Annotated in this window: 18 protein-coding genes; 6 read left to right on the forward strand and 12 right to left on the reverse strand. The window is 70.3% G+C overall.

What is annotated here, in order from left to right:
- Window positions 1-48: 48 nt before the first annotated feature.
- A complete protein-coding gene (locus AB0D74_RS44460) occupies window positions 49-597 on the reverse strand; it encodes an acyl-CoA thioesterase (RefSeq protein ID WP_362600155.1) in 549 nt (182 codons plus the stop codon).
- A 119-nt stretch (window positions 598-716) separates the two neighbouring features.
- Between AB0D74_RS44460 and AB0D74_RS44465 the strand changes: the two genes are divergently transcribed.
- The gene (locus AB0D74_RS44465; RefSeq protein ID WP_362600157.1) at window positions 717-2,015 is read left to right on the forward strand and encodes an LCP family protein; all 1,299 of its coding nucleotides are present in this window, start codon (window positions 717-719) and stop codon (window positions 2,013-2,015) included.
- 66 nt (window positions 2,016-2,081) lie between these two features.
- Here AB0D74_RS44465 and AB0D74_RS44470 read toward each other — a convergent pair whose 3' ends face one another.
- Window positions 2,082-2,447, reverse strand: coding sequence for a four-helix bundle copper-binding protein (locus tag AB0D74_RS44470; RefSeq protein WP_362600159.1), 366 nt, complete (start codon window positions 2,445-2,447; stop codon window positions 2,082-2,084).
- Window positions 2,448-2,588: 141 nt separating this feature from the next.
- Entirely contained in the window at window positions 2,589-3,746 is a 1,158-nt protein-coding gene (locus AB0D74_RS44475; protein WP_362600161.1) for an acyl-CoA dehydrogenase, read from the reverse strand.
- Window positions 3,747-3,924: 178 nt separating this feature from the next.
- Here AB0D74_RS44475 and AB0D74_RS44480 point away from each other — a divergent pair, with 178 nt between their 5' ends.
- Complete coding sequence (locus tag AB0D74_RS44480) at window positions 3,925-5,268, forward strand: UDP-glucose/GDP-mannose dehydrogenase family protein (protein WP_362600163.1); 1,344 nt, start codon at window positions 3,925-3,927, stop codon at window positions 5,266-5,268.
- 197 nt (window positions 5,269-5,465) lie between these two features.
- On the opposite strand, the gene AB0D74_RS44485 is transcribed toward AB0D74_RS44480, so the two are convergent.
- On the reverse strand, window positions 5,466-5,972 hold the full coding sequence (locus AB0D74_RS44485) for a CGNR zinc finger domain-containing protein (RefSeq protein WP_362600165.1): 507 nt from the start codon (window positions 5,970-5,972) through the stop codon (window positions 5,466-5,468).
- A gap of 117 nt (window positions 5,973-6,089) precedes the next feature.
- On the opposite strand from AB0D74_RS44485, the gene AB0D74_RS44490 reads away from it, so the two are divergent.
- Entirely contained in the window at window positions 6,090-6,449 is a 360-nt protein-coding gene (locus tag AB0D74_RS44490) for a VOC family protein (RefSeq protein WP_362600167.1), read from the forward strand.
- 35 nt (window positions 6,450-6,484) lie between these two features.
- Window positions 6,485-6,874, forward strand: a complete 390-nt coding sequence (locus AB0D74_RS44495) for a VOC family protein (RefSeq protein WP_362600169.1) — start codon at window positions 6,485-6,487, stop codon at window positions 6,872-6,874.
- A 91-nt stretch (window positions 6,875-6,965) separates the two neighbouring features.
- On the opposite strand, the gene AB0D74_RS44500 is transcribed toward AB0D74_RS44495, so the two are convergent.
- From AB0D74_RS44500 to AB0D74_RS44515, 4 genes are all read right to left on the reverse strand, one after another.
- Window positions 6,966-8,063: a dipeptidase gene (locus AB0D74_RS44500; RefSeq protein ID WP_362600171.1), complete on the reverse strand. Its 1,098-nt coding sequence runs from the start codon at window positions 8,061-8,063 to the stop codon at window positions 6,966-6,968.
- A gap of 185 nt (window positions 8,064-8,248) precedes the next feature.
- A complete protein-coding gene (locus AB0D74_RS44505) occupies window positions 8,249-9,427 on the reverse strand; it encodes a dipeptidase (RefSeq protein WP_362600173.1) in 1,179 nt (392 codons plus the stop codon).
- A 21-nt stretch (window positions 9,428-9,448) separates the two neighbouring features.
- Entirely contained in the window at window positions 9,449-9,982 is a 534-nt protein-coding gene (purE, locus tag AB0D74_RS44510) for a 5-(carboxyamino)imidazole ribonucleotide mutase (protein ID WP_362600175.1), read from the reverse strand.
- A complete protein-coding gene (locus AB0D74_RS44515) occupies window positions 9,979-11,118 on the reverse strand; it encodes a 5-(carboxyamino)imidazole ribonucleotide synthase (protein WP_362600177.1) in 1,140 nt (379 codons plus the stop codon). Before AB0D74_RS44515 ends, purE begins: the two co-directional genes overlap by 4 nt.
- Before the next feature lie 217 nt (window positions 11,119-11,335).
- Between AB0D74_RS44515 and AB0D74_RS44520 the strand changes: the two genes are divergently transcribed.
- Window positions 11,336-11,839 carry a GtrA family protein gene (locus tag AB0D74_RS44520; protein WP_362600179.1) on the forward strand — a complete coding sequence of 168 codons (504 nt, stop codon included), beginning with the start codon at window positions 11,336-11,338 and terminating at the stop codon, window positions 11,837-11,839.
- A 29-nt stretch (window positions 11,840-11,868) separates the two neighbouring features.
- Here AB0D74_RS44520 and AB0D74_RS44525 read toward each other — a convergent pair whose 3' ends face one another.
- Together AB0D74_RS44525 and AB0D74_RS44530 are read right to left on the reverse strand one after the other, a co-directional pair.
- Complete coding sequence (locus tag AB0D74_RS44525) at window positions 11,869-13,140, reverse strand: ATP-binding protein (RefSeq protein WP_362600180.1); 1,272 nt, start codon at window positions 13,138-13,140, stop codon at window positions 11,869-11,871.
- Window positions 13,141-13,293: 153 nt separating this feature from the next.
- The gene (locus tag AB0D74_RS44530; protein ID WP_016436346.1) at window positions 13,294-13,971 is read right to left on the reverse strand and encodes a response regulator transcription factor; all 678 of its coding nucleotides are present in this window, start codon (window positions 13,969-13,971) and stop codon (window positions 13,294-13,296) included.
- Window positions 13,972-14,461: 490 nt separating this feature from the next.
- Here AB0D74_RS44530 and AB0D74_RS44535 point away from each other — a divergent pair, with 490 nt between their 5' ends.
- Complete coding sequence (locus tag AB0D74_RS44535; protein ID WP_362600185.1) at window positions 14,462-15,958, forward strand: oligopeptide:H+ symporter; 1,497 nt, start codon at window positions 14,462-14,464, stop codon at window positions 15,956-15,958.
- A 141-nt stretch (window positions 15,959-16,099) separates the two neighbouring features.
- Here AB0D74_RS44535 and AB0D74_RS44540 read toward each other — a convergent pair whose 3' ends face one another.
- On the reverse strand, window positions 16,100-17,392 hold the full coding sequence (locus AB0D74_RS44540; RefSeq protein WP_362600187.1) for a hypothetical protein: 1,293 nt from the start codon (window positions 17,390-17,392) through the stop codon (window positions 16,100-16,102).
- Between the two features lie 2 nt (window positions 17,393-17,394).
- Window positions 17,395-18,438 carry a hypothetical protein gene (locus AB0D74_RS44545; protein ID WP_362600252.1) on the reverse strand — a complete coding sequence of 348 codons (1,044 nt, stop codon included), beginning with the start codon at window positions 18,436-18,438 and terminating at the stop codon, window positions 17,395-17,397.
- Window positions 18,439-18,453: the final 15 nt, after the last annotated feature.

Below are 18,453 nucleotides of genomic sequence, written 5' to 3' on the forward strand. Positions count from 1 at the left end.
CTAGGGGCGCGGGGAACTGCGCGAACGGCCACGACGGCGCGGCACTCGCTAGTCCACGTACCCCTGCGCCACCCTGCGCTCGCGCAGCTCGCGGATCTCCCGGCGTCGCGCCAGCCGGTGCGTCCTGCGGATCTGGGCCTCCTGGTACCGGCGGCGGTCCCGGTCCGTCTCCGGCATCACCGGCGGCACCCGGCGCGGCTTGCCGTCCGCGTCGACCGCCGCGAAGACGAGGTACGCCGAGCCGACCTGGGTGGCGGGAGTCGACTCGTTCCAGCGCTCGGCGAGGACCCGCACCCCCACCTCCATCGACGTCCGGCCGGTCCAGTTGACCTGGGCCTTGACGTGCACGAGGTCGCCGACGCGGACCGGTTCCAGGAACGCCATCTCGTCCATGGACGCGGTGACGGCGGGACCGCCCGAGTGGCGTCCGGCGACCGCGCCCGCCGCGTCGTCCACGAGCTTCATGATCACACCACCGTGCACCGTCCCGAGGAGGTTGGTGTCGGCGTGGGTCATGATGTGACTCAGCGTGGTCCGGGACGCGGACGTCGGCTTGCCGGGTATGTCGGAATCCGCCTCGGGGGCCTGGTCTGTCATGGCCCCCACCTTATGCCGACGCGACAATCGCGGAATTTGTGTCGGCTTCGCAACAGCGGTGCCCTGATTTTCCTACGACCCTTGTAAGAGACACCGTGGCTGCCTGCACACTGGGGCCCATGAGCGAATGGCCCGAGGGGCGGTCGGACGGCAACCGCGGCAACGGATACGGACGCGGCAGCGCAGGCGCGCAGCCCGAGGGCGCCCGCGTCATGCGCCAGGTGCGGCGCGGAGAGCCGTCGGCACCGCCGTACGGCGCCCCCCAGCAGGGCGGCGGCGGGTACGCCGGGGTCCCGCAGCAGCCGTCGTACAACAACGGGTACGACGGCGGTGGCGGGTACGACGGCTACGACAGCGGCTACAACACCGGCCAGGTCTACGGCGGCGGCCCCGGAGGCGGTGGGGGCGGCGGTGCGTACGAGCCCGTCCCGCGCCGCGCACCGAACTGGCGCAAGCGGATCAAGTGGACGGCGATCGTCGTCCTCAGTGTGCTGATCGTCACGTCCGTCGCGACCTACTTCTGGGCCGACTCCAAGCTGCACCGGGACGTCGACCTCTCGAAGGTCATCGACCGTCCCGCGGCGGGCAAGGGCACCAACTACCTGATCGTCGGCTCCGACAGCCGCCAGGGCCTGTCCGACGCGCAGAAGAAGGAACTGCACACGGGTTCGGCCGAGGGCAAGCGCACGGACTCGATGATGATCCTGCACGTCGGCGACAACGGCGACACGCTGATCTCGCTGCCCCGTGACTCGGACGTGGAGATCCCGTCGTACCAGGGGTCGACGTCCGGCAAGGTCTACAAGGGCACCGGCCGCCACACGAAGCTGAACGCGGCCTACGCCGAGGACGGCCCGACGCTGCTGGTCCGCACGGTCGAGTACAACACCGGTCTGCACATCGACCACTACGTGGAGATCGGCTTCGCCGGCTTCGCGAACATCGTGGACGCGGTCGGCGGGGTCACGATCGACATCGACCAGGGCTTCAAGGACAAGTACTCGGGCGCGGACTTCAAGGCGGGCAAGCAGACCCTGAACGGCGAGGAGGCCCTGGCCTTCGTCCGTACCCGGCACGCCTTCGCCACGTCCGACCTCCAGCGCACCAAGAACCAGCAGAAGTTCCTGGCCGCCCTGGCCCACCAGGTGGCCACCCCGGGGACGATCCTCAACCCCTTCAAGCTCTACCCCACCCTCGGCGCGGGCCTCGACTCCCTCACCGTCGACAAGGACATGAGCCTGTGGGACCTCGGCTCGATGTTCTTCGCGATGAAGGACGTCAACGGCGGCAACGGCACCTCGATGAACATGCCGATCTCCGGCTCCACCGGCGGCAACCTCGTCTGGGACAAGGCCAAGGTCAAGACCCTGGTGGACGAGCTGAAGAACGACCAGAAGGTCACCGTCAGCAGCAACTAGGCCGTACCGGCGGACGGTTCGAGGGCACCCGGTGGGTGCCCTCGACCGGTGTGCGGGGCCGGTTCGTCACATGGCCATGGTCGCCATCGAGCGGCACATCTCGGCGCAGCGGCGACACGCCTCCGCGCAGCGCTTCATCTGCGGGTCGTCGGGCATGGACATACACGCCTCGGCGCACATGTCACAGGCTTTCGCACACATCGCACACATCTCGGGCGAGAGCGGCGAACGCCGCATCATCATGTCGGCGCACATGCGGGTCGTCTCGGAGCAGTCCATGAGCGCGCGCATGATGCGCATCTGGGCCTGGCCGCCCTCCATCGACATGCAGGAGCTCAGGGTCTCCTCGCACATCGTGTGGGTGGCCATGCACATGTTGACGCACTCCTGCATCTGCTTGGACATGGCCGTCATGGGTCCGGTCTGGGTCATGGCTCCTCCAGGGTGGGGGGCGGGGTCCGGGGCGGTCCCCGTGTGGTTCCCGTCCTAAGCCCGACCGCCCGGTAGTGCCATTCGAGGACGCAGACGGAAAAGGCGCCCCGAAGGGCGCCTTCTCGCCGAATGCCGCGGTGGTTACGGCAGGTTGCGGGCCATCACGATCCGCTGGACCTGGTTCGTGCCTTCATAGATCTGGGTGATCTTCGCGTCGCGCATCATGCGCTCGACGGGGTAGTCGCGGGTGTAGCCGTAGCCGCCGAGGAGCTGGACGGCGTCGGTGGTGACCTCCATGGCGACGTCGGAGGCGAAGCACTTGGCGGCGGCGCCCTGGAAGGTGAGGTCGGCGTCGCCGCGCTCGGAGGCGGCGGCGGCCTGGTAGGTGAGGGCGCGGGCGGCAGCGATCTTCATGGCCATGTCGGCGAGCATGAACTGGATGCCCTGGAAGTCGGCGATCGGCTTGCCGAACTGCTTGCGCTCCTGGACGTAGCCCTTGGCGTAGTCGAGGGCGCCCTGGGCGACACCGAGGGCCTGGGCGGCGATGGTGATGCGGGTGTGGTCCAGGGTCTTCATCGCGGTGGCGAAGCCGGTGCCCTCGTCGCCGATCATGCGGTCGGCGGGGATGCGGACGTTGTCGAGGTAGACCTCGCGGGTCGGCGAGCCCTTGATGCCGAGCTTCTTCTCCGGAGCGCCGAAGGAGACGCCCTCGTCGGCCTTCTCGACGACGAAGGCGGAGATGCCCTTGGTGCGCTTGGTCGGGTCGGTGACCGCCATGACCGTGTAGTAGTCGGAGACGCCCGCGTTGGTGATCCAGCGCTTCACGCCGTTGAGGACGTAGTGGTCGCCGTCGCGGACCGCCTTCGTCGTCATGCCGCCCGCGTCGGAGCCCGCCTCCGGCTCGGAGAGGCAGTACGAGAACATCGCGTCGCCCTTGGCGAGCGGGGTCAGGTACCTCTTCTTCAGGTCCTCGGAGCCGGAGAGGATCACCGGGAGCGAGCCCAGCTTGTTCACGGCCGGGATGAGGGAGGAGGAGACACAGGCGCGGGCGACCTCCTCGATCACGATGACCGTGGCGAGCGCGTCGGCACCGGCCCCGCCGTACTCCTCGGGGACGTGCACGGCCTGGAGGTCGTTGGCGACCAGGGCGTCGAGCGCCTCCTGCGGGAAGCGGGCCTCCTCGTCGACCGCGGCGGCGTACGGGGCGATCTTCGCCTCGACCAGCGCGCGGACGACGTCCCGGAGCATGTCGTGCTCCTCGGACGGGCGGTACAGGTCGAAGTCAGCCGATCCGGCCAAGGTCTCTCACTCCAGACGAGATGGTGCCGACGCTAATTACTGTTAAGTAACTCAAAGTTTAGAACGCGGCCCACGGAACGGTGACGTGAGGTACGCGACAGCGGGAAAGTTGCCCGCAAGGGGGCCCGGTTATGCTCGGCCCCGCAGCAGCACCCACGTCCCCGAGCTGGAGCGTTCCATGAGCCTCAAGATCACTGTGATCGGCACCGGCTATCTCGGCGCCACGCATGCCGCGGCCATGGCGGAGCTCGGCTTCGAGGTGCTCGGTCTGGACGTCGTACCCGAGAAGATCGCGATGCTGGAGCGCGGCGAGACCCCGATGTACGAGCCGGGTCTGGACGAGTTGCTGCGCCGGCACGTGGCGGGCTTCGAGGGCTCCTCCGGGCGGCTGCGCTTCACCACCGACTGGGCCGAGGTGGGTGCCTTCGGCGACGTCCACTTCGTCTGTGTGAACACCCCGCAGAAGCACGGCGAGTACGCCTGCGACATGTCGTACGTCGACTCCGCGATCGCCTCGCTGGCCCCGCACCTGACCGGGCCCGCGCTCGTCGTCGGCAAGTCGACGGTGCCGGTCGGTTCGGCCGAACGGCTGGCCGCCTACCTCGCCGAGAACGCGCCGGCCGGGGACGGTGCCGAGCTGGCCTGGAACCCGGAGTTCCTGCGCGAGGGCTTCGCCGTGAACGACACGCTGCACCCCGACCGGATCGTGGTCGGCGTGCGCAGCGAGCGGGCCGAGAAGCTGCTGCGCGAGGTGTACGCGACGCCGGTCGGCGAGGGTACGCCGTTCGTGGTGACCGACTTCCCGACGGCCGAGCTGGTGAAGACCTCGGCGAACTCCTTCCTGGCCACGAAGATCTCCTTCATCAACGCGATGGCGGAGGTGTGCGAGGCCGCGGGCGGCGACGTCGCCAAGCTGGCCGAGGCGATCGGGCACGACGACCGGATCGGGAAGAAGTTCCTGCGGGCCGGGATCGGGTTCGGCGGCGGCTGCCTGCCCAAGGACATCCGCGCCTTCATGGCCCGTGCGGGTGAGCTGGGCGCCGACCAGGCGCTGACCTTCCTGCGCGAGATCGACTCCATCAACATGCGGCGCCGGGGCCAGATGGTCGAGATGGCCCGGGAGGCGCTGGGTGGGGGGTCGTTCCTCGGGAAGCGGGTCGCGGTGCTCGGCGCGACGTTCAAGCCGGACTCGGACGACGTCCGGGACTCGCCGGCGCTGAACGTCGCCGGGCAGATCCATCTGCAGGGCGGCCAGGTGACGGTGTACGACCCGAAGGGGATGGACAACGCGCGGCGGCTGTTCCCGACACTCGGCTACGCCGGTAGCGCCGGGGAGTGTGTGCGGGGGGCCGATGTGGTGCTGCACCTCACCGAGTGGCGGGAGTTCAGGGAGCTGGATCCGGCGGTGCTGGGAGAGGTGGCCGCGGCTCGGGTGATCCTTGACGGGCGGAATGCGCTGGAGCCGGAGCTCTGGCGGCGGGCGGGGTGGACTTATCGCGCCATGGGGCGTCCCACCGCGTAGGACTGCGGGTGCGTGGGGGCTGAGCGCGCCCACGCGGCGGTAGCCGCATATTCGATACAGCCCCGCGCCCCTTTGGGGCGCGTCCGCTCGGGGCGTCAAGAACGACACCGGTTCGGCCGAGGCTCAGTCGGCCGAACCGGTGTCTTGTTGCATTCTGCACCACCCGGCACACGCTTTTCCGGTGAACCGGTTGTGGCTTACCGGTCCTTGGCCCGGTACCGGCGCATCTTGGCGCGCGCCCCGCACACCTGCATCGAGCACCAGCGGCCACGGCCGGCCGGGCTGCGGTCGTAGTACGCCCAGTGACAGGTGTCGGCCTCGCAGGCCTTGAGGCGGGTCCAGGTGCCCTCGATCGCGGCGGTGGCGACGGCCGCGGCTATGCGGGAGAGCAGCGGGGCGGGGGCGGCGGGGGCGATGGACGCCGAGCCGTCGGCGGGGTCGACGGCGACGTACAGGGGGGCCTGCGCGAGCAGTTCGCCCAGGGGGGTGACCTCCTGGTGCGGCGGGTACCCGGCATGCGCGAGAAGGGTGGCGCGCAGGGACTCGCGCAGGGTGCGCGCAGGTGAGAGGCCGGCCTCCGTGATGCCGAGGCGCGCCCTGCCGTCCGCCGTGTCGAGCGCGTCGGCGCCCGACTCCAGGTCCAGGGTGTTCACCAGGGCCTCGACCAGGGCCAGGCCGCCCGGCGCGGGCGATCTCTCACTCATCCCTGCAAGTTACCTCTGAAATCCGGTTGCGGCGTTACCTCTACTGCGGGAGCATGCGGTAACCGAAGTTACTGGTTGAACGGCTTTGTAGGTAACTCCGACTTCGAGGAGGAAGTCATGGCTCTCGCCAAGCTCGGTGTCGTCGTCCTGGACTGTCCCGACCCGTCCGCGCTGGCCGGTTTCTACGCCGGGGTGCTGGGCGGCAGTGTCGAGGGGGACGGGGACTGGGTGGACCTGGCGGTGCCCGGCGGGCAGGCGCTGGCGTTCCAGAAGGCGCCCGGATTCGTGGCGCCGCAGTGGCCCGCACCCGACGACTCGCAGCAGTTCCACCTGGACCTGACGGTGGACGACCTGGACGCTGCCGAGAAGGGGGTGCTGGAGCTGGGCGCGAAGCCGCTGGACGCGGCGGACCGGGAACGCACCTTCCGGGTGTACGCCGACCCGGCCGGGCACCCGTTCTGCCTCTGTGCCTGTTGAGAGACCTGCGCCTGTCGAGAGATGAGGGAGTGCTCATGGCGTCCGTCGCGCGCTTGCGCAACGTGGTGATCGACTGTCCGGATCCGCAGGCCCTGGCCGCCTTCTACGCGGCCGTCGTCGGGGGCACCCTGGTGGCCGAGGAGGACGACTGGGTGGTGCTGCGGCTGCCGGACGGGCTGCGGCTGGGCTTCCAGCTGGCGGAGGGGTACGTCCCGCCGGAGTGGCCGCGGGCCGACCACGACTCGCAGCAGTTCCATCTCGACTTCGACGCGGGTCCGACGTGGGAGGACGTCGACGTGGCGGAGAAGAAGGTCCTGGCGCTGGGGGCACGGCTGCTGCGGCGCGAGGAGGACCCCGTGGCGGAGGACTTCCGGGTGTTCGCCGACCCGGCCGGCCATCCGTTCTGCCTGTGCCGGATCGGCTGACGGGATCGACTGACCGGATCGATTGGCCGGATCGACTGACCGGATCGATCGGCCGGTCCGGCTGACCCGACCGGGTGACCTGACCGGCCGATCAGGCCTCGGGGTCGGCCGGGCGGGGCGGGTTCGGGTCTCTGCGGCGCTGGGTCGCGCGGGCGGTGAAGTCGGCGCTGCGCAGCGCCCGCTGGACGTTTCCCCAGGTCAGCAGGGACAGTTCGGTCTCCGACCAGCCGCGTCGGAGCAGCTCGGCGATCAGGTGGGGGTAGCCGGAGGTGTCGTCGAGGTCGCGGGGGTGGGCGACACCGGAGTCGTAGGTGCCGGACAGGGCGACGCACTCGGGGCCCGCGACCAACCGGACGTGGTCGAGGTGGTCGGCGACGTCCGGGACGGTCGGCCCGGTCTGCTCGGCGGCCAGCGGCACCATGCACACGCCCTTGTGCTCCCCCAGCTGCCCGAGCAGCTCGTCGGGGAGGTTCGCGGGGTGCGGGCGTACGGCAGCGGCGGCGGAGCGGGTGCACAGGACCGGGGTCTTGGAGAGCGCCAGCGCCCGGGTGAGAGCGGCCTCCGGGGCGCCGGAGAGGTCGGCGAGCACCCCGAGCCGGTTCATCTCCCGGACCACCTCCTCGCCGAACCGGGTCAGCCCCGCCTCCCCCGCCCAGGCGGCACCGGCCAGGGAGAGCACGCGCACCCCCAGGGACTGCAGCACCCGCAGGATGCCGAGGGAGTCGCCGACGGCGGCGGCGGAGGCCGGGCCGAGGACGACGGCGACGCGACCGCAGTTGCGGGCGTCGATGACCTGGCCGGCGGTGCGCACCAGGCGGAGCCCCTCCGGGTGCATCTCGACCACCCGGCGCACCAGGTCCAGCTGCTCCAGAGTGGCCCCCACGGCCCGGTCGCCCCACTCCTGCGCCGGCAGGTCCAGCGACCAGAACAGCGCGCCCACGTGCCCCTCGCGCAGCCGGGGCACGTCGGTGTCCACGGCCGTCTCGCCCAGCTCCAGGTCGTACCAGGGCAGCGCCCCGAGCGCCCGGGGCAGCCCGCTGTAGCCGTCCGCGACCGGATGCGCCTCCAGCAGCGCGTGGGCCCGCTCCAGGAGCGCGGCGCCGGATTCCAGCGGGAACGGGTCGTCCGGGAGGTAGTCCTCCCTGCCGACCTCGGTCGTGGTGTGGATGTCGTGCTGGAGGTCGGCCATGAAGGGCTCCGTACGTCGTCCTGAGCTACGTCGTGAAGGGGCTGTAGCTCACCGTCGCACGGCAGGCCGGGAGGGTTCCTGGTGGACGGGGCGTTCGGGGGTACGCCCCGAACGCCCGGCCCTCGCGGACGCCGCTCCCGGACGCCCCTTGCGGACGCCCCTCCCGGAGGGCCCCGCGGACGACCTCAGCCGTCGAGGTCGGCGATGGTCGCGTGGGACGGCCGCCGCGTCTCCTGGAGGGAGCGGGCCACGTCCTCCGCCGCGCCCAGCACCCGGACGGCGTTCTGCCAGGTCAGCTTCGCCAGGTCGGGCCTGGACCAGCCGCGGTCGAGGAGCTCGGCGACGAGGTTGGGGTAGCCGGAGACGTCGTTCAGGCCGTCGGGGGTGAAGGCCGTGCCGTCGTAGTCGCCGCCGATGCCGAGGTGGTCGATGCCGGCGACCTCGCGCATGTGGTCGAGGTGGTCGGCGACCGTGGCGGTGGTGGCGACCGGGCGCGGGGTGGTCTCCTCGAAGGCCCGGTGGACCTTCATCGCCGCCTCGGTGGTGTCGAGGTGGTGGAAGCCGTGGGCGCGCATGTTGTCGTCGGCCGCCGCCGTCCAGTCGACCGCCGCCTGGAGCACGAACTTCGGTACGAACGTCACCATCGCCATGCCGCCGTTGCCGGACAGGCGTTCGAGGACGTCGTCCGGGATGTTGCGGGGGTGGTCGCAGACGGCCCGGGAGGAGGAGTGGGAGAAGATCACCGGAGCGGCGGAAGTGTCGAGGGCGGCCCGCATGGTGGTGGCCGCCACGTGGGAGAGGTCGACCAGCATGCCGAGCCGGTTCATCTCCCGTACGACCTCGCGGCCGAAGGCCGACAGGCCGCCGACGTTCGGCTCGTCGGTCGCCGAGTCCGCCCAGTCGTTGTTGTCGTTGTGGGTGAGCGTCATGTAGCGCACACCCAGCTCGTACAGGCCGCGCAGGGTGCCCAGCGAGTTGTCGATGGAGTGGCCGCCCTCCGCGCCCATCAGGGAGGCGATGCGGCCCTCGGCGCGCGCCGCCTCCATGTCGGCGGCGGTCAGCGCGGCCCGCAGGTCGGCCGGGTAACGGGCGATCAGCTGCCGTACGCAGTCGATCTGTTCGAGGGTGGCCGGGACGGCGCCCGGCAGGTCCGAGCGGACGTACACCGACCAGTACTGCGCACCGACCCCGCCCTCCCGCAGCCGCGGGATGTCGGTGTGCAGGTGGGCGTTCTGGTGAGCGGCGATGTCACGGGCGTCGAGGTCGTAGCGGACCTGCTCGCGCAGTGCGTACGGCAGGTCGTTGTGGCCGTCGACGACCGGGAACTCGCGCAGCAGGGACCGGGCTTCATCGAGGGACGTCATTGCGTGTTACTTCCCGGAGTCCTACTTGCCGAAGCCGAAGCCGTTGGAGCCCTCGACCTTGGCCCGCAGCCGCTTGCCCTTCTCGGTGGCCTGGTCGTTGAGGTCCTGCTGGAAGTCGCGCATCCTCTGCAGCAGTTCCTCGTCGTGGGTGGCGAGGATGCGGGCGGCCAGCAGGCCCGCGTTGCGGGCGCCCGCGACGGAGACGGTGGCGACCGGGACACCGGCCGGCATCTGCACGATGGACAGGAGGCTGTCCATGCCGTCGAGGTACTTCAGCGGGACCGGCACGCCGATGACCGGGAGGGGGGTGACGGAGGCGAGCATGCCCGGGAGGTGGGCGGCGCCGCCCGCACCCGCGATGACCACCTTCAGGCCGCGCCTGGCGGCCTGCTCGCCGTACGTCACCATCTCGCGCGGCATGCGGTGGGCGGAGACGACGTCCACCTCGTACGCGATCTCGAACTCGTCGAGGGCTTGGGCTGCGGCCTCCATGACGGGCCAGTCGGAGTCGGATCCCATCACGATGCCCACGACGGGGCCGACGGCGGTGCTCATTCGGTGATCGTGCCTCTCAGGTAGCCGGCAGCGTGACGTGCGCGCTCGAGAACGTCGTCCAGGTCGTCGCCGTAGGTGTTGACGTGGCCGACCTTGCGGCCGGGCTTCACGTCCTTGCCGTACATGTGGATCTTCAGTTTCGGGTCGCGGGCCATGCAGTGCAGGTACGCGGAGTACATGTCCGGGTAGTCGCCGCCCAGGACGTTGACCATGACCGTCCACCTGGCGCGCGGGCGCGGGTCGCCCAGGGGCAGGTCGAGGACGGCCCGCACGTGGTTGGCGAACTGGCTGGTGATCGCGCCGTCCTGGCTCCAGTGGCCGGAGTTGTGCGGGCGCATCGCCAGTTCGTTGACGAGGATGCGGCCGTCGCGGGTCTGGAACAGCTCGACGGCCAGGTGGCCGACCACGCCCAGCTCCTTGGCGATCCGCAGGGCCATCTCCTCGGCCCGCAGGGCGAGCGCCTCGTCCAGGTCGGGGGCGGGCGCGATCACGGTGTCGCAGACGCCGTTGACCTGCTGCGACTCGACCACCGGGTAGGCGACGGCCTGCCCGTGCGGGGAGCGTACGACGTTGGCGGCGAGCTCGCGGACGTAGTCGACCTTCTCCTCGGCGAGGACCGGCACGCCGGCCCGGAAGGGGTCGGTGGCCTCCTCCGCGGTCTCGACGACCCACACGCCCTTGCCGTCGTAGCCGCCGCGCACGGTCTTCAGGACGACGGGGAAGCCGTCGCCCTCGGCCGCGAACCGGACCACGTCCTCCTGGTCGGCCACGATCCGGTGCCGCGGGCACGGCACGCCGATCTCCGTGAGCTTCGCGCGCATCACGCCCTTGTCCTGGGCGTGCACCAGCGCGTCCGGGCCGGGGCGCACGGGGATGCCGTCCGCCTCCAGGGCCCGCAGGTGCTCGGTGGGCACGTGCTCGTGGTCGAAGGTGATCACGTCGCAGCCGCGCGCGAAGGCGCGCAGCGTCTCCAGGTCGCGGTAGTCGCCGACGACGACATCGCTCACCACCTGGGCCGCGGAATCCTGAGGGGTGTCACTGAGGAGCTTGAACCTGATGCCCAGCGGGATGCCCGCCTCGTGCGTCATACGCGCGAGCTGACCCCCGCCGACCATGCCGACTACCGGGAACGTCACGCCCCTAGGGTATCGGCCACGCCGGGGTGACCTGTTTCCACCGCCGCGACCTGGGCTCTTACCCGCCGCTTCGCCGTCTCTTGCCCCGCTTTTCCCGCCCCTTTCCGGAGCTCTTCCCAAGCCTTTCCCGACCTGTGTCGCCATCCACAGCCATCGGAGATACTGGGTCGTTAGAGTGGCTGGGTCGCAATACCTACGGACAGGAGCCCGCACAACCATGGAACGTGGTTCCTCGGGGCTGCAACGGCTCGTACGCGAGGTCGCCAAATTCGGCGCGGTCGGCGGGGCCGGCATTCTCGTCAATCTCGGTGTCTTCAACCTGGTCCGGCACGTCACCGACCTGCCGGTCGTGCGGGCGAGCGTCATAGCGACGGTCGTCGCGATCGTCTTCAATTACCTCGGCTTCCGCTACTGGACGTACCGGGACCGCGAGAAGAGCGGTCGCACCAAGGAACTCACCCTGTTCCTGCTGTTCAGCGCGGTCGGCCTGGTGATCGAGAACGGTCTGCTTTACCTGGCCACCTACGGATTCGGCTGGGACAGCCCGCTGCAGAGCAACGTCTTCAAGTTCGCCGGCATCGGCGTGGCGACGCTGTTCCGTTTCTGGTCGTACCGCACGTGGGTGTTCAAGACGCTGCCGGCGCGTGAGGCGGTCGCCGACGCGGAGGCCATCCTGGAGCGGGCCGCGGACACCGAGAAGCCCGCGCAGCGGGTCCGGTAGAACGCACCGAGGACAGGTCCCGGCAGGTCCTAGCGGACCATCGGCAGGTCCTCGTCCGGCTTGTGCGGCGGCGGGGTGCGGGACAGGAACAGACCGAACACCGGCGGCTGGGCCTGGAGCAGCTCCAGGCGGCCTCCGTCGGCCTCCGCGAGGTCCCTGGCGACGGCCAGCCCGATCCCGGTGGAGTTCCGGCCGCTGATGGTCCGCTCGAAGATGCGGTTGCCCAGGTCGGCGGGGACGCCGGCACCCTCGTCGGTCACCTCGACCACCGCCTGGTTGCCGGTCACCCTGGTCCGCAGGGCGACGGTGCCGCCGCCGTGCATCAGCGAGTTCTCGATCAGGGCGGCCAGCACCTGCGCCACCGCGCCCGGCGTGCCGACCGCGCGCAGGTGCCGCTTGCCGGAGCTGACGATCGCCCGGCCCACGCCGCGGTAGGCGGGCCGCCACTCGGCGAGCTGCTGCTGGATGACCTCGTCCAGGTCGAAGGAGACGGCGGAGCCGGTGCGCGGGTCCCTGGAGTTCGTCAGCAGCCGCTCCACGACGTCCGTGAGGCGCTCCACCTGGGTGAGCGCCACGTTCGCCTCCTCCTTCACGATGTCCGGGTCGTCGGTGAGGGTGATCTCCTCCAGACGCATGGACAGCGCGGTCAGCGGGGTGCGCAGCTGGTGGGAGGCGTCGGCGGCGAGGCGCCGCTCGGCGGTGAGCATCCGCCCGATCCGCTCGGCGGAGGAGTCCAGCACATCGGCGACCCGGTCCAGTTCGGGCACGCCGTACCGCTTGTGCCGGGGCCGCGGATCACCGGACCCCAGCCGCTCGGCGGTCTCCGCGAGGTCGGTGAGCGGGGAGGCCAGCCGGTTGGCCTGCCGGATCGCGAGCAGCACGGCGGCGATCACGGCGAGCAGCGCGACGGCCCCGATGATCAGCAGCGTACGGCCGACCTCCCGGGTCACGGTCGAGCGCGGCTCCTGGACGGTGACCGTCTCGCCTTCCTCACCGTCGGCCGTGTAGTGGATGACATCGCCCTCGGGCTTCACACCGAGCTCGATCACCGGCTTCCCCGGGATCCGGATGACGGCGTACTGGTCCTTGCCGACCTGGCTGCGCAGTATCTCGGCGGTGACGTCCTCGTCCCCGAGGATCCGGCTGTCGACGATGCTGGCGAGACGCAACGCCTCGGAGTCGACACGTTCCTGCGCGCTGTTGCTGATGGTCCGCGACTCGACGATGACCAGAGAGACACCGAAGACAGCGATGACGACGAGCACGACGGCGAGGGTGGACTGAATCAGACGACGACGCACAGCACTCTCCGGGAAACGGCCACTTCAGCGCTCGAAAGGGGCGCTGGGGGTCCCCCCGGCCGAAGGCTGGGGGAGGAACTGCGCGACCAGCCCACGACGACGGCCGGTCACACAAATCTCATCAGCCACCCACGGCGCAACGCGCGTAGCCGACTAGCTCTTTTCGAAACGGAACCCGACACCACGCACGGTAGCGATGTACCGCGGGTTCGCCGCATCGTCGCCGAGCTTCTTACGCAGCCACGAAATGTGCATGTCGAGCGTCTTGGTCGACGACCACCACGTCGTGTCCCAGACCTCCCGCATCAGCTGGTCCCGCGTGACGACCCGCCCCGCGTCCCGCACCAGCACCCGCAGCAGGTCGAACTCCTTCGCGGTGAGCTGGAGTTCCTCGTCACCCATCCACGCCCGGTGCGACTCGACGTCGATCCGCACCCCGTGCGTGGCCGGCGGCTGCGCCGGCTCCGCGGCGCCGCGCCGCAGCAGCGCCCGGACCCGGGCGAGCAGTTCGGCGAGCCGGAACGGCTTGGTGACGTAGTCGTCGGCGCCCGCGTCCAGGCCGACGACGGTGTCCACCTCGTCGGCCCGCGCGGTCAGGATGAGGATCGGCACGGCGTGGCCCTCGGCACGCAGCCGGCGCGCCACCTCCAGGCCGTCCATGCCGGGCAGCCCGAGGTCCAGCACGACCAGGTCGACGCCGCCCTGCATTCCGGCGTCGAGCGCGGTGGGTCCGTCCTCGCGCACCTCCACCTCGTAACCTTCCCGGCGCAGTGCGCGGGCCAGCGGCTCCGAGATGGACGCGTCGTCCTCTGCGAGCAGTACACGGGTCATGGGGTGATGGTAGTCCGATTACGCGCAGTACTGGAGTGTGATCGGCACCAGGGATTCTTACCTTGGGGCACAGTGGTACGAACCTGTGGGCGCGAGGTGCGATCGTAGAGGGGACCTTCGAAACCGGGTGCGAGGTTCCCTCGACACCTGTGATCCGTGTCTCAAGTCCTTCCATATCCGGCAGTGTCCTGACGTACAGTGACGTGAACGCCTGTAGTACACCCGGGGACCTTTGGTGGGCATCTTGACGCTGAAGGTCTCTTTTGTGTGCGGGCTGGCCTGCCAGCCTCGAAAGGAATGACCTCTGGCCGGGCTCCGGACGCGACACAGCGTCACGGGGCGTGGATCCCGGTGGTCGCCGTCCGCCGCCCCGTGATCCGGGGCGGACTCCCCCTGGGCGTGGGGTGGACGGTCCGACCCGCCGGTGCCGGCCGCTCCCCCCACGGGCGCGCACTGCCCCACCGCGCGCTCCGACCAGCAAGGAACGACCATGGCGTCCAGCCTGACGAAGGACTCGGTCCGACCGGGCACCCCCGGTTCCGAGAAGACCTTCTTCGGCCACCCCCGCGGACTGGCCACTCTCTTCATGACCGAGATGTGGGAGCGGTTCTCCTACTACGGCATGAAGGCCCTGCTCCCGCTGTACCTGGTCGCTCCCGGCGGCCTGCACATGAGCGCGGCCACGGCGACGGCGATCTACTCCGTGTACCTGTCGCTCGTGTACCTGCTCGCCCTGCCGGGCGGCTGGTTCGCCGACCGTGTCCTCGGTCCCCGCAAGACGGTCGCCGTCGCGGGCGCGATCATCATGCTCGGCCACCTGACGCTGGCGCTGCCTAGCTCCGGCACCTTCTTCGCGGGCCTCGGCCTGGTCGCCATAGGTTCCGGTCTGCTGAAGGCCAACATCTCCACGATGGTCGGCCACCTGTACGAGGGTCCGGACGACCCGCGCCGTGACGGTGGCTTCACGCTCTTCTACATCGGCATCAACGTGGGCGCGTTCGCCGCGCCGCTGGTCATCGGCACGGTCGGCGAGAACTACAACTGGCACCTGGGCTTCGCGCTGGCCGCGGTCGGCATGGCGCTGGGTCTCGCCCAGTTCCTGCTCGGCACGCGTCACCTGAGCTCGCGTTCGGACATCGTCCCCACCCCGCTGTCCGACGCGGAGAAGAAGGCGACGCTGACGAAGGCCGCCTTCTGGGCCGCCGTCGCCGCGGTGTTCTACGTCGTCGTGGGTGTCTCCGGCGTCTACACGCTGAACTGGCTGCTGGTCCCGATCACGATCGCCGGTCTGGTGATCCCGGTCCTCGTCATCGGCCGCATCAAGCGGGACAAGGACCTGGACCGCGCCGAGCAGTCCAAGATGAGCGCGTACATCTGGTTCTTCGTGGCCGCCGCCGTGTTCTGGATGATCTACGACCAGGGCGGTTCGACCGTCTCCCTGTTCGCCGACGCCTCCGCGAAGAACACGATCTTCGGCTGGAAGTTCCCGGTCTCCTGGTACCAGTCCGTCAACCCGGTCATGATCATGGCGTTCGCGCCGGTCTTCGCCTGGGCGTGGCTGGCGATGGCGCGGCGCGGCAAGGAGCCGAGCACCGCCGTGAAGTTCGCCGGTGGTCTGGTGCTGATCGGTGCGTCGTTCTTCCTGTTCCTGGCACCGCTGTCGATCGCCGACGGCGGGCACAAGGCTGCGGCGATGTGGCTGGTCGGGATCTACTTCGTGCAGACCGTGGGTGAGCTGATGCTGTCCCCGGTGGGTCTGTCGGTCACGACCAAGATGGCTCCGGCGAAGTACGCGTCCCAGATGATGGGCGTGTGGTTCCTGGCGGTCACCGCGGGTGACGCGACGACCGGGCTGCTGTCCATCGCGGGTGTCGACCTGAACAAGACGGGGATCGTCGCGTTCCAGGCGGCGTTGGCGGTGCTGGCCGGTGTGGCGGTGTGGATGTACCGGAAGAAGGTACGCGAGCTCATGGGCGACGTTCACTGATCGTCTTTTTGCAGAGGGCCACCGCATCTTCTGGATGGGGTGGCCCTCTTGCGTTTCGGCTAACGGTTGGTGGGGGCCGGTCGCGCCCACGCGGCAGAGCCGCACATCAGATACAGCCTCGCGCCCCTGAAGGCAGGTTGGTCACCTCGTCCTCTTTCGAGGCATGAAGGTGAACACGGCGCCGCCCAGCAGGATCGCGGTGCCCGCCACCAGGCCGAGCGCCTTCAGGGCGCCGTTGCTGTTGTCACCGGTCTCCGCGAGGCCACCGCTGCTGCTCGAACCGCTCGTCGAACCCGACGCCCCGCTCGCCTGTTCCGTCGTGTCCAGGGTCAGCGAGACCGCGGTCTTCGTCGGCGTGCACGTCGTCGTCGTACCGAGTGCCGTGACCGTCAGGACGCCCGGTGACAGGGTCGACTCGCCGCTCGCCCCCGGCTTGTAGGTGCCTGTCAGGTCGGGGATCGTGATCGGGTCGCCGGTGTTGATGGCCGAGGAGTTGGTCGGGCCCTCCACATGGACCGTGCCCTTGTCGGCGCCGCCCAGGACGACCTCCATCGACGGCTTCACCGAGTCCGCCGGGATGGGGGCGGGGCTGTCCATCACCGACCCGTTGAACTTCACGGTGAGGTCGAAACTGCCGCCGTTCTTCTTGGCGTTGATCTGCACCGGCGAGGTCGCGCTCTTGTCACCGAGGGGCGTCTTGCAGGCGTAGGGGATCTTGACCTCCTTGCCGGTGAAGTCGGTCTGGTCGCTGCCCGTGCCGTCGGAGGCGGACGCGGAGGCCGACGCCGAATCGGAAGGGGACGCCGAGTCGGAGGGGCTCGCCGAGCCCGACGGGGACGCCGATCCGGTGTCCGAGGGCGAGGCCGAGCCGCTCGACGAACCGTCCCCGGCCGTCACCTCGATGGTCGCCGCCTTCGGCACGGTCTCCGTCGGGGTGCACACGGTGTCCGTCGTGTACGCGTTGACCGTGTACGCGTCCGGCGTGAGCGTCACCTCGCCGGGCGAGGTCAGTTTCAGCGTGCCGGTCATGTCGGACAGCACCATGTCGCCGCCCTTGGGAATCTCCGGGTTCTCGCGCGGCCCCTGCATGGCGATGTCGGCGGTCTGGGCCCCGGCCGCCTTGAGCGTGCCGGACGGCTGGACCTGGTCCTTGCCGATGACGACGATGTCCGGGTTCTTGGACGCGGCCTGCACGAACTTCCAGGTGATGTCGACGGTGTCGCCGACCTTCGCCGTGGCGGGCGCGGTGATCTCGACCTTGGTGGTCCCGTCGACCGGGTCGGCGACCCCGGCGGGCGGTACGCAGTGCGTCGCGTACGACACCTCGGCCGCCTGGGCGGTCCCCGCGGCCGTGCCGAGCAGGGCGCCCGCCCCGGCGAGGACCAGGGCAGCCGCCGCCGCGCCCGCTCTGACCGGTGTCACTCTCCTTCGCATGATCACGTGGGTCCCTTCGTGGTGGGAGTCGTAGGACTCGTCGGGCTGTCGTCGTGCGGTGCGGAGAGCCGACCGGCCGTCGTGCCCGGGTCGGTGTCGGGGGTGAACCACGGCAGGGTCGTGGCCGGGGCGGGTGCGGGCTCCGGGGTGCGCAGGCCTGGCAGGCGGACCGTGGGCAGGGGCACTCCCCGGTGCCGGATGCCGCCGGCGCGGGGCGGCCGTACCCGGTCCACCACCGCCATGCCGATGCGGAAGACGGCCGCCGGTACGACCACGCAGAGCAGGAGCCAGAACAGGGTCACGCCCCAGGGGCGGCCGACGCCCCAGGGCTGTTCGGCGAGGACCTTGCCGTCGTACCTCAGGGAGACGGCGTAGTCGCCGTGTGCCCCGGCGGAGAGTTCGACGGGCAGTTTGACCTGCGCCTTCTTGCCGGGTGCGAGGGTGCCGTGCCACTGCTGCTCGTCCCACTCGGGGGCGAACACGCCGTGCGCGGTGCCGACCTGGAAGACGGGGTCCTTCAGGGGGGAGGTGCCCGCGTTGCCGATGGTGAAGACGAGGGTGCGGGAGGGAGGTGCGCCGAACCAGGTCAGCAGGCCGGAGGAGCCGTCGAGTCGGCTGTCGGTGAGCATCGACAGACGGCCGCCGGTGGACGCGGGGGGCAGCGCCTTGACGGGGTGTCCGGCGACCTGGAACGCGGCGTCCGCGTCGGCACTGGCCCCGGTCACGGTGGCCACGTGCACCACACAGGGGCAGGGGACCGGCGGTTCGGCGACCGGGAGCTGCTTGCTGAAGGAGCCGTTCGCGTCGGTGGTGACGGCCCGTCCGTCGGCGTTGGCACAGGAGTTGGTGCCGCCGATCACGCCCCGGGACGGGCTGGACTGACCGCAGACCAGCATCATCAGCAGGGTGTGCGGTCGCCAGCCGGTGCCGCTGACGGCGACCGAACCGCCGGTGCCCGCCTGGGACTCGGACACCTTCACGGTCGGCCCGCCGGCGGCTGCCGCCATGGGCGCCGCCAGGAGCAGCGCGCACACCGCCGTCAGCATCAGGAACACCCGCAC

Origin of the sequence: Streptomyces sp. NPDC048278 (genome assembly GCF_040652195.1) — a bacterium.
Lineage (GTDB): Bacteria > Actinomycetota > Actinomycetes > Streptomycetales > Streptomycetaceae > Streptomyces.

Excerpts from the sequence above, each read along its gene's own strand:
- AB0D74_RS44460 (WP_362600155.1), bottom strand. The coding sequence starts at position 597 with ATGACAGACCAGGCCCCCGAGGCGGATTCCGACATACCCGGCAAGCCG.
- AB0D74_RS44465 (WP_362600157.1), top strand. The coding sequence starts at position 717 with ATGAGCGAATGGCCCGAGGGGCGGTCGGACGGCAACCGCGGCAACGGA.
- AB0D74_RS44470 (WP_362600159.1), bottom strand. The coding sequence starts at position 2,447 with ATGACCCAGACCGGACCCATGACGGCCATGTCCAAGCAGATGCAGGAG.
- AB0D74_RS44480 (WP_362600163.1), top strand. The coding sequence starts at position 3,925 with ATGAGCCTCAAGATCACTGTGATCGGCACCGGCTATCTCGGCGCCACG.
- AB0D74_RS44485 (WP_362600165.1), bottom strand. The coding sequence starts at position 5,972 with ATGAGTGAGAGATCGCCCGCGCCGGGCGGCCTGGCCCTGGTCGAGGCC.
- AB0D74_RS44490 (WP_362600167.1), top strand. The coding sequence starts at position 6,090 with ATGGCTCTCGCCAAGCTCGGTGTCGTCGTCCTGGACTGTCCCGACCCG.
- AB0D74_RS44495 (WP_362600169.1), top strand. The coding sequence starts at position 6,485 with ATGGCGTCCGTCGCGCGCTTGCGCAACGTGGTGATCGACTGTCCGGAT.
- AB0D74_RS44500 (WP_362600171.1), bottom strand. The coding sequence starts at position 8,063 with ATGGCCGACCTCCAGCACGACATCCACACCACGACCGAGGTCGGCAGG.
- AB0D74_RS44505 (WP_362600173.1), bottom strand. The coding sequence starts at position 9,427 with ATGACGTCCCTCGATGAAGCCCGGTCCCTGCTGCGCGAGTTCCCGGTC.
- purE (WP_362600175.1), bottom strand. The coding sequence starts at position 9,982 with ATGAGCACCGCCGTCGGCCCCGTCGTGGGCATCGTGATGGGATCCGAC.
- AB0D74_RS44520 (WP_362600179.1), top strand. The coding sequence starts at position 11,336 with ATGGAACGTGGTTCCTCGGGGCTGCAACGGCTCGTACGCGAGGTCGCC.
- AB0D74_RS44530 (WP_016436346.1), bottom strand. The coding sequence starts at position 13,971 with ATGACCCGTGTACTGCTCGCAGAGGACGACGCGTCCATCTCGGAGCCG.
- AB0D74_RS44535 (WP_362600185.1), top strand. The coding sequence starts at position 14,462 with ATGGCGTCCAGCCTGACGAAGGACTCGGTCCGACCGGGCACCCCCGGT.
- AB0D74_RS44540 (WP_362600187.1), bottom strand. The coding sequence starts at position 17,392 with ATGCGAAGGAGAGTGACACCGGTCAGAGCGGGCGCGGCGGCGGCTGCC.
- AB0D74_RS44545 (WP_362600252.1), bottom strand. The coding sequence starts at position 18,438 with ATGCTGACGGCGGTGTGCGCGCTGCTCCTGGCGGCGCCCATGGCGGCA.